Annotated in this window: 7 protein-coding genes and 2 pseudogenes; 5 read left to right on the top strand and 4 right to left on the bottom strand. The window is 74.9% G+C overall.

Features of this window, described 5'->3' with window-relative positions:
* Positions 1 to 267: 267 nt before the first annotated feature.
* Positions 268 to 1,506, bottom strand: coding sequence for an ROK family transcriptional regulator (locus tag LGQ04_RS16920; RefSeq protein ID WP_229245140.1), 1,239 nt, complete (start codon positions 1,504 to 1,506; stop codon positions 268 to 270).
* 105 nt (positions 1,507 to 1,611) lie between these two features.
* Here LGQ04_RS16920 and xylA point away from each other — a divergent pair, with 105 nt between their 5' ends.
* Entirely contained in the window at positions 1,612 to 2,793 is a 1,182-nt protein-coding gene (gene xylA, locus LGQ04_RS16915; RefSeq protein ID WP_229245147.1) for a xylose isomerase, read from the top strand.
* Position 2,794: 1 nt separating this feature from the next.
* Complete coding sequence (locus LGQ04_RS16910; protein WP_229245139.1) at positions 2,795 to 4,405, top strand: xylulokinase; 1,611 nt, start codon at positions 2,795 to 2,797, stop codon at positions 4,403 to 4,405.
* A 116-nt stretch (positions 4,406 to 4,521) separates the two neighbouring features.
* On the opposite strand, the gene LGQ04_RS16905 is transcribed toward LGQ04_RS16910, so the two are convergent.
* On the bottom strand, positions 4,522 to 4,983 hold the full coding sequence (locus LGQ04_RS16905) for a tRNA (cytidine(34)-2'-O)-methyltransferase (protein WP_229245146.1): 462 nt from the start codon (positions 4,981 to 4,983) through the stop codon (positions 4,522 to 4,524).
* Between the two features lie 126 nt (positions 4,984 to 5,109).
* On the opposite strand from LGQ04_RS16905, the gene LGQ04_RS16900 reads away from it, so the two are divergent.
* From LGQ04_RS16900 to trpS, 3 genes and pseudogenes are all read left to right on the top strand, one after another.
* Positions 5,110 to 5,718 (top strand): ATP-binding protein, encoded by a 609-nt coding sequence (locus LGQ04_RS16900; RefSeq protein WP_229245138.1) that lies wholly within the window; start codon positions 5,110 to 5,112, stop codon positions 5,716 to 5,718.
* 80 nt (positions 5,719 to 5,798) lie between these two features.
* A pseudogene (locus LGQ04_RS16895) lies at positions 5,799 to 6,014 on the top strand (nuclear transport factor 2 family protein); the annotation flags it as partial.
* A gap of 351 nt (positions 6,015 to 6,365) precedes the next feature.
* On the top strand, positions 6,366 to 7,484 hold the full coding sequence (gene trpS, locus LGQ04_RS16890) for a tryptophan--tRNA ligase (protein ID WP_229245145.1): 1,119 nt from the start codon (positions 6,366 to 6,368) through the stop codon (positions 7,482 to 7,484).
* A gap of 50 nt (positions 7,485 to 7,534) precedes the next feature.
* Here the strand turns inward: trpS and LGQ04_RS17945 are convergent.
* Together LGQ04_RS17945 and LGQ04_RS16885 are read right to left on the bottom strand one after the other, a co-directional pair.
* Positions 7,535 to 7,681: pseudogene (locus tag LGQ04_RS17945) on the bottom strand (methyltransferase domain-containing protein); the annotation flags it as partial.
* A gap of 48 nt (positions 7,682 to 7,729) precedes the next feature.
* Entirely contained in the window at positions 7,730 to 9,652 is a 1,923-nt protein-coding gene (locus LGQ04_RS16885) for a phosphoenolpyruvate carboxykinase (GTP) (RefSeq protein ID WP_229245137.1), read from the bottom strand.
* Between the last annotated feature and the right edge of the window lie 67 nt (positions 9,653 to 9,719).

The raw sequence follows: 9,719 nt of genomic DNA, 5'->3' as shown, positions 1-9,719 counted from the left end.
GTGGGGGGGCGGGTGGGGCGCCGCGTCTTCCCTCCGCCGCTCGTTCCTCGCGGCTCCCGCCAGACCCGCCACGACGCGGCGCCCCACCCACCCCTCCCGGTGCCGTCCCACCTGGGTGACCGCTCGCCGTCGGGTACCACCGACCAGGGACTGGGCCGTTGCCGGCGCACCTGGGTACTACCTCGCGCGACTGCGGTACTACCTCGCGCGACTGCGGTACTACCTCGCGCGAACGGGTCTCTCCCTCGGCGGGCGGGGAGGGCGGGGTCAGGTCTGGTCGGCCCAGGGGGTGGGGTTCTCGACGACGTGGCGCAGGACCTCGCGGGCGCCGCCGGTGAGGGCGGCGTGGTCGTCGAGAGGCGCGGCGTCGACGCGCAGGTCGGACCAGGGGGCGGCGAGGACGCGGGCGCGGAGCTGGGCGACGACGGGGGCGCGCAGGTGGCCGAGGAGCGGCGGGTAGATCCCGCCGAGCAGGACGGTGTCGATGTCGACGAGGTTGACGTAGTCGGCGAGCGCGCTGCCGAGGGCGCCGCCGGCGCGGGCCACGGCGGCGCGCGCGGGGTCGGAGCCGGCGTCGAGCGCGGCGAGGAGGTCGTCCGTGCCGGCGGCGGGGTCGAGGCCCGCTGCTCGCAGGAGGGCGTCCTTGCCGGCGTACTGCTCCAGGCAGCCGCGTGCGCCGCAGCGGCACCGCGGGCCCTCCGGGTCGACGACGACGTGGCCGATCTCCCCGGCCCAGCCGTGGCGCCCGTGGAAGAGGCGACGGTCGACGACGATGGCGGAGCCGATACCGACGTCGCCGGAGACGTACAGGTACGTCGACGGTGTGCCGACCTCGTCGCCGTCGGGCACGACGCCGCGCCCGGACTGGGCGAGGGCGGCGAGCTTAGCCTCGTTCGCGACGCCGACGGGCAGGGGCCCGGCGGGCCCGTCGAGACCGAGGTGGGGGACGGGGTCGAGGCGCGACCAGCCGAGGTTGGGCGCGACCTCGAGGCGTGCGGCGCGGACGTCGACGAGGCCGGGCAGGGCGAGCGTGGCGCCGACGGTGGTCATGCCGTCGGCCTCGACGTCGGCGACGAGAGCGCGCGCCATCCGACCGAGGCGGGCGAGCACGGTCGCGGGGTCGCTGTCGTGCAGGTCGTCGGGGGCGACGTGCTCCGCGACGACCTCGCCCGCGAGGTCGACGACGCGCGCGCCGAGGTAGTCGACGTTCACCTCGAGGCCGAGGCCGACGAGGGTGCGGGGTGCGGGCACGAGGGGGACGGCGGGGCGTCCGGCGCGCTGCGGCGTCGGCGGCGGCAGCTCGGTGACGATCCGCGCGGCGACGAGCCGGTCGACGAGGGTGGAGACGGTCGCGCGCGTCAGTCCGCTCGCGGAGGCGATGTTCGCGCGCGAGCATGGCGTGGTGGCCTCGAACACGGCGCGCGCGACGAGCGCGAGGTTGTGCTCCCGCAGGGTCGCCTGCCGGGCGGCGGGGGGAGCGGTGCGGGTCGCGGCGGCGCGGTTCACGTCTTGACCTTACCGACCGGGACGCATAAGTTCATCCGTACAACAAAAGTGTGGTCCGGTGCCGGGCCGCACGTCCCGAGAATTCTCGACGACGAGGAGACCACCGTGGCCGACGAGCCGACGCAGGACATCAACTTCTCCTTCGGTCTGTGGACCGTGGGCTGGACGGCGCAGGACCAGTTCGGCAGCGCGAGCCGCCCCGCGCTGGACCCGGCCGAGTCGGTCCACAGGCTGTCCGAGCTCGGCGCGTGGGGCTTCACGTTCCACGACGACGACGTGGTGCCCTTCGGCGCCGACGACGCCGAGCGCACGCGCCGCCTCGACGCCGTGCGCAAGGCCGCCGACGAGACCGGCCTCGTCATCGAGATGGTGACGACCAACCTCTTCAGCCACCCCGTCTTCAAGGACGGCGGCCTCACGTCGAACGACCGCGGCGTGCGCCGGTACGCGCTGCGCAAGGTGCTGCGCAACGTCGACCTCACGGCCGATCTCGGCGCGAAGACGTTCGTCATGTGGGGCGGGCGCGAGGGCACCGAGTACGACGGCGCCAAGGACCTGCACTCCGCGCACGAGCGGTACGCCGAGGGTCTCGACCTCACCGCGGCGTACATCAAGGAGAAGGGCTACGACCTCAAGATCGCCCTCGAGCCCAAGCCGAACGAGCCGCGCGGCGACATCTTCCTGCCGACGATCGGCCACGCGCTCGGCCTCATCGCCAAGCTCGACAACGGCGACATCGTGGGCCTCAACCCGGAGACGGGCCACGAGCAGATGGCGGGCCTCAACTACACGCACGGCCTCGCGCAGGCGCTGTGGGCGGGCAAGCTCTTCCACATCGACCTCAACGGCCAGCGCTCGATCAAGTTCGACCAGGACCTCGTGTTCGGCCACGGCGACCTGCTCTCGGCGTTCTTCACGGTCGACCTGCTGGAGAACGGCTTCCCGAACGGCGGCCCGCGCTACACCGGTCCGCGCCACTTCGACTACAAGCCGTCGCGCACCGAGAACGAGGTCGGCGTGTGGGACTCCGCGCGCGCCAACATGGAGACCTACCGCCTGCTCGCCCGCAAGGCCGCGGCGTACCGCGCCGACAGCCGCGTCCAGGAGGCGTTCGCCCACTCCGGCGTCTTCGAGCTCGGGCAGCCGACGCTCGCCGCCGGCGAGTCGGTGGCCGACCTGCTCGCGGACCGCAGCGCGTACGAGGAGTTCGACGTCGACGCCGCGGCGAACCGCGACTTCGGCTTCGTGCGCCTCAACCAGCTCGCGCTCGAGCACCTCATCGGCTGACGTGTCGACCCCTTCCGGGACGCCCGGCGCCGGCGGCCAGCGCGTGCTGGTCGCCGGCGTCGACACGTCCACGCAGTCCTGCAAGGTCGTCGTGCGCGACGCCGCGACGGGGGCGCTGCGGCGCTTCGGCTCGGCGAAGCACCCCGACGGCACGGAGGTCCACCCCGACGCCTGGTGGGAGGCCCTCGGCGCCGCGGTCGCGGCGGCCGGCGGCCTGGACGACGTCGCCGCGCTCGCCGTCGGCGGGCAGCAGCACGGGATGGTCGCGCTCGACGCCGACGGCCACGTGGTCCGGCCGGCGCTGCTGTGGAACGACACCCGCTCGGCGGGCGCGGCGCGGGACCTGGTCCGCGAGCTGGGCGACGGCGACGACGAGCGGGGCGCGCAGGCGTGGGCCGACGCGATCGGCTCGGTGCCCGTCGCCTCGCTCACGGTCACGAAGCTGCGCTGGCTGCGCGACGCGGAGCCCGAGAACGCCGCGCGCGTCGCGGCGGTCGCGCTGCCGCACGACTGGCTGACCTGGCGCATCGCCGGGTACGGCCCGAAGGGCGACCCGACCGCACCGCTCGGGCCGGACCTGGACGCCCTCGTCACGGACGCGTCCGACGCGTCGGGCACGGGGTACTGGGACGCGGCGCGAGCGGTCGCGGCCGGCGGTGGCGGTCAGGGTGACGGTCAGGACGACGGGCGGGGCGGCTACCGCCTCGACCTCCTCGAGCTCGCGCTCGGCCGCACGGACGTCGTGCTGCCGCGCGTCGTCGCGCCGTCGGCGGTCGCGGGCGTCGCGCACCCCACGGTGGCCGGGTCGGCCGTCGAAGGCGGTGCGCTGCTCGGTCCGGGCGCGGGCGACAACGCCGGTGCCGCGCTCGGCCTCGGCATGGTCGCGGGCGACGTCGCGGTGTCGATCGGGACGTCGGGCGTCGTGTCCGCCGTCGCCGACGACCGCACGGCCGACGGGTCGGGCCTCGTCAACGGGTTCTCCGACGCGACGGGCCGGTACCTGCTCCTCGCCGTGACGCTCAACGCGAGCCGCGTGCTCGACGCGGCGCGGTCGGTGCTCGGCGTCGACCACAAGGAGCTCTCGCGGCTCGCGCTCGCCGCACCGGCCGGTGCGGACGGGCTCGTTCTCGTGCCCTACCTCGAGGGGGAGCGGATGCCGAACCGCCCCGACGCGTCGGGGACGCTGCACGGGATCCGGCTCGGCACGACGACGCCCGAGCACCTCGCGCGCGCGTTCGTCGAGGGCATGCTGTGCGGTCTCGCGGACGGGCTGGACGCCCTGCGTGCGCTGGGCGTGCGGGTCGAGCGCGTGCAGCTCATCGGCGGGGGCGCGCAGTCCGAGGCGGTGCGACGCATCGCGCCGCAGGTGCTCGGGCTGCCCGTGACGGTGCCCGAGCCCGGCGAGTACGTGGCCGACGGTGCGGCGCGCCAGGCCGCGTGGGTCCTCGCCGCGCACCGGGGGACCGGGGCCCGCGACGGCGCGACGAGCACCGGCACGAGCGGTGGCGACGTGCCCGCGCCGACGTGGGGCGCGTCGTCGGGCACGGTGTCCGAGGCCGAGCCCGTGCCCGCGATCCGCGAGCAGTACGCGGCGGTGCGCGACCTCGTCTGACCCGCGCCACCCCCGGCGCCGAACACGAGGTTGGTGCCGCTATGCGTCGGATAGCGGCACCAACCTCGTTCTCGCGCGTGAGGAACCTCGTGCTCGGCAGCGGGGACGACGATGCGTCAGGCGCCGCCGACGAAGCCCGACTGCCGCCAGGCCTCGTAGACCGCGATCGACGCCGCGTTGGTCAGGTTGAGGGAGCGGCGACCGGGCAGCATGGGGATCATCAGCTGGTCGGTCACGCGCGGGTGGGCGAGCACGTCGTCAGGCAGGCCGGTGGGTTCCGGGCCGAACAGCAGCACGTCGTCCGGCCGGTACGTGACGTCGGTGAACGACGTCGTGGCGCGGGTCGTGAACGGGAAGACCCGGCCGGGCAGGGTCGCGAGGGCGGCGTCGAGGTCGGCGTGGACCTCGACCGTCGCGAGGTCGTGGTAGTCCAGGCCGGCGCGGCGCAGCTTCGGTTCGTCGAGGTCGAACCCGAGCGGCTCGACCAGGTGCAGCCGCGCGCCCGTCACCGCCGCGAGGCGGATCGCGTTGCCCGTGTTGCCGGGGATGCGCGGCTCGAAGAACACCACGTGGGGCAGGGTCGACGGCGGCCGTGCGGCCGGGTCGGCGACGTGCGGGCGCCAGCCGGGACCGGGGTCGGGGGAGGAGGTCACGCCGTCGATTCTCCCCCACCGGACGTGGGCGGCCCTCGCTAGGGTCGCCCCATGACGGACGCCGAGGGCTGGGTCAGCACGACGCACGACTGGACGCGCACCGTGGACCGGGACCATCTGGAGGCGGTGCGTTCGGCGGCCCGGGTGGCGCCCGCCGCGGTCGAGGACCTCGTCCTGGAGGTCCTCGCCTACGCCGACGAGGAGGCCGAGAGCCAGGACGTGCGCGGCACCGTCGTCGTCACGGTCCACGAGGACGGGTCGGTCTCCGTGGCCGACGACGGCCGCGGGACGGACACCCGGCGTGACGCGGGCGGACGTGCCGTGCGCAAACCCGTGATGGCGACGCAGGACCTGAGGTGCGCCGACCCCGCCGCGGCGCCGGTGCTGCCCGGCGGGCGCGCGCGGGGCGGCATGTCGACCGTCGCGGCCGTGTGCACGTGGCTCGACCACACGAACCACCGGCGCGACGGCGCGTGGACGCAGCGCTACGAGCTCGGCGAGCCGCAGGACGGGCTCGTCGAGCTGCCCGCCGCCGACCGCACCGGCACGACCGTGCGCCTCCTGCCCGACCCGCGCTACCTCCGGTCGGGCCCGCTCGACGTGGCCCGGCTCGACCGGTTCCCCCACCTGGCCGTCACGGTGCGCACGACCGCCCCGTAGCAGCGCGCGCGAGGACGCCCCGCACAGGGCAGGGTGGACGCCGAGGCCGGCACGGGCGCCGGCCCGACGACGGGGGGCGCATGGAGCGCGAGACGGTGACCGCGTGGCTCGACGGGTACGAGCGCGCGTGGCGGGAGCAGGACGTCGGCGCGGTGGCGCGGCTGTTCACGGACGACGCGCGGTACCTGCGCTCGCCGTACGCCGACCCCCTCGTGGGGCTCGACGCCATCGCGGGCTTCTGGCTCGTCGACGACGGCGCGGCGTTCACCATGGGGGCCGAGGTCGTCGTGGTCGGGGACGACACGGCGGTCGTGCGCGTGGACGTGGAGTACCACGAGCCGGAGCCGCAGGAGTACCGGGACCTGTGGTGTGGGTGCTGCGGTTCGCGGCGGACGGGCGCGTCGCGCACTTCGAGGAGTGGGCGTACTGGCCGGACAAGCCGTACACCGCGGATACCTGAGCCGACGCGCGGACGGGCCGACGTACAGTGGACGCATGTTCACGCAGAGCTGGTGGTGGCTGCCTCCGCAGCCGTGACCTGCCCTGCCCACGTCCCGCGCTGCGCACCGCAGCCGGGACGTCGCCATGTCGCCCCGGTCCGCCCGGGCGACGGGCGCGGTGCGCGGCACCTCCCGAAGGAGCCCGCCATGACCGACACCCTCACCCCGGCGACGCCCGCACCCGCCCGCGCGCCGTCGTCCTCCGCGTCCGTCGCCGCCGCCCGCACGCGCAGCGACGAGGTCGAACGGCAGATCGCCACCGACCCGTCGCGCTTCCGCGTCCTCACCGGCGACCGCCCGACCGGGGCGCTGCACCTCGGCCACTACGTCGCGACCGTCGCGAACCGCGTGCGCCTCCAGCGTGCCGGCGTCGAGGTCGTCCTCGTGATCGCCGACTACCAGGTCATCACCGACCGCGACGACCCCGGCGACCTGCGCACCACCGTCCGCGAGATCGTCCTCGACTACCTCGCCGCGGGCATCGACCCCGCGCGCACGACGATCTTCACGCACTCGGCCGTGCCCGCCCTCAACCAGCTCCTGCTGCCGTTCCTCAGCCTCGTCACGACGGCCGAGATCGAGCGCAACCCCACCGTCAAGGCCGAGGCCCTCGCGGCCGCCGCACGGCAGGGGCGTCCCATGAGCGGCCTCCTGTTCACCTATCCGGTGCACCAGGCGGCCGACATCCTGTCCTGCCACGGCAACCTCGTGCCCGGCGGGCAGGACCAGCTCCCGCACGTCGAGATCACCCGCACGATCGCGCGGCGCTTCAACCAGCGCTACACCGCCGCCCGGCCGTACTTCCCCGAGCCCGACGTGCTGCTCGCCCCCGCCCCGACCGTCCTCGGCACGGACGGCCGCAAGATGAGCAAGTCCGCCGGCAACGCGCTCGAGCTGCGCGACGACGAGGACGCCACCGCCCGCTTCGTCCGGCGGCACCGCACCGACTCCGAGCGGCACGTCACCTACGAGCCCGAGCGTCGGCCCGACGTCGCGAACCTCCTCACGCTCGGCGCGTTCGCCGCCGGGACCACGCCTGAGGCGCTCGCGGACAAGGTCGGTGCGGCGGGCGCGGGACGTCTCAAGCAGGTGGTGACCGAGGCGCTCGTCGAGCACCTGCGGCCGCTGCGGGCCCGACGCCGCGCGCTCGCCGCGGGAGACGGGCCGGACCCGCTCGACGTGCTCGCTCGGGGGAACGCACGCGCGAACGAGGTCGCCGACCGCACGCTCGCCGACGTCCGGGACCTCATGGGGATGCGCTACTGAGAGTGCCTACCGAGCGGCACCTACCGAACGGCTCGGCGGTACTTCGCGCGTCACATCCCGACGTCCAGGTCGAACGCGCCGACCCGCGCGGGCGGCAGGTCGAGCAGGTCGGCCACGGCGTACCTCACCGTCGAGCCCGCGTTCCGCTCGCGCGCCGCGGCGACCGCGGTGGGGGAGACGTCGAACGCCGTCGTCGCCCAGCCGAGCCGTCGCTTCCGGCCGTGCGGTCCGGCGGGCGTCGGCGGTCAGGCCCCCAGACGGTCGCGCAGGCGCGCGAGCTGGGCCCACAGCTCGTCCGGGACGCGGTTGCCGAACGTGTCGAAGAACTCCGCCGTGAGCGCGGTCTCGGCGAGCCACGGCTCGGCCGGGACGTCGAACAGGGCGTCGAGCGCGCCGTCGGGCAGGTCGAGGCCGTCCACGTCGAGGGCGCCGGGTGCGGGGAGGAGCCCGACGGGGCTCTTCACGGCCCCGGTGTCCGTGCGCACGCCGTGCGCGCGGTCGACCTGCGCGGCGATCCAGGCGAGGACGCGCGAGTTCTCGCCGAATCCGGGCCACAGGAAGCGCCCGTCGGCGTCCTTGCGGAACCAGTTGACGCAGAAGATCTTCGGCCGCTTGTCGGCGTCGAGCGAGGCGCCGACGCGCAACCAGTGCGCCCAGTGGTCGGCCATGGTGTAGCCGCAGAACGGGAGCATCGCGAACGGGTCGCGGCGCAGCTCGCCGACCGTGCCCTCGGCCGCGGCGGTCTGCTCGGACGAGATCGTCGCGCCGAGGAACACGCCGTGCTCCCACCCGTACGCCTGCGCGACGAGCGGCACGTTGCTCGCGCGTCGCCCGCCGAAGACGATCGCGTCGATCGGCACGCCGTCCGGGTCCTCCCACGAGTCGGCGATGGTGGGGCACTGCGCGGCCGCGACGGTGAAGCGCGAGTTCGGGTGCGCGGCGGGGCGCCCGGAGTCCGGCGTCCAGTCCTGACCCGTCCAGTCCACGAGGTGCGCGGGCGGCTCAGGGGTCAGGCCCTCCCACCACACGTCGCCGTCGTCGGTCAGGGCGACGTTCGTGAAGATCGTGTCGCGGTCGAACGTCTCGACGGCGGCCGGGTTGGTCTCGACACCCGTCCCCGGCGCGACGCCGAAGAACCCCGCCTCGGGGTTGATGGCGCGCAGGCGACCGTCGGGTCCGGGGCGCAGCCACGCGATGTCGTCGCCGATGGTCTCGACCGTCCAGCCGGGGATCGTCGGCCGCAGCATCGCGAGGTTCGTCTTCCCGCACGCGGAGGGGAACGCGGCGGCGAGGTGGTAGCGGCGGCCCTCGGGCGACGTCGCGCGGATGACGAGCATGTGCTCGGCGAGCCAGCCCTCGTCGCGCGCCATGACCGACGCGATGCGCAGCGCGAAGCACTTCTTCCCGAGCAGCGCGTTGCCGCCGTAGCCGGAGCCGTACGACCAGATCTCCCGCGTCTCGGGGAAGTGCGCGATGTACTTCGTCGCGTTGCACGGCCAGGCGACGTCCTCGGTGGCGACCCCCGCGCCGTCGACCAGGGGCGCGCCGACAGAGTGGACGGCCGGGACGAAGGGGGCGCCGCCGTCGACCAGGTCCATGACGTCCTGCCCGACGCGCGTCATGACGCCCATGCTCACCACGACGTACGGCGAGTCGGTGACCTGCACGCCGACCTGCGAGATCGGCCCGCCGACCGGACCCATGGAGAACGGGACGACGTACATCGTGCGGCCGCGCATCGAGCCCGCGAACACGCCGCGCAGCTCGGCGCGCATCGCGTCGGGCTCGCGCCAGTTGTTCGTCGGGCCGGCGTCGGCCTCGTCGCGCGAGCAGATGAACGTCCGCGACTCGACGCGCGCGACGTCGCTCGGGTCCGAGCGCGCCAGGTAGCTGCCGGGTCGCCGCTCGGGGTCGAGGGGGAGCAGGGTGCCGGTGCCGACCATGAGGTCGATCAGGCGCTGCTTCTCCTCGGCCGACCCGTCGCACCACACGACGTCGTCCGGCTCGGTGAGCCCGGCGATCTCCGCCACCCAGGCGCGGGCGTCGCGCGGGCGCGGGTCGACGGCGTGCGCGGGGGACCCGAGCGCGGTGAGGCCCGCGAGCTCGGTGTCGACGTCGTCGAGCAGGGCGGCGTGGCGCGTGCGACGGGGGTGGGCGGTCGCGGTCATGGTGGGCTCCCGGCGGTGGTGGAAGGACTGTCGTCACGACCACTCTCGCTGCGCCGGAGCACGACTT

Origin of the sequence: Cellulosimicrobium marinum, from assembly GCF_020551945.1 — a bacterium.
Lineage (GTDB): Bacteria > Actinomycetota > Actinomycetes > Actinomycetales > Cellulomonadaceae > Cellulosimicrobium > Cellulosimicrobium marinum.
This window is presented reverse-complemented; position numbering and strand designations above follow the sequence as displayed.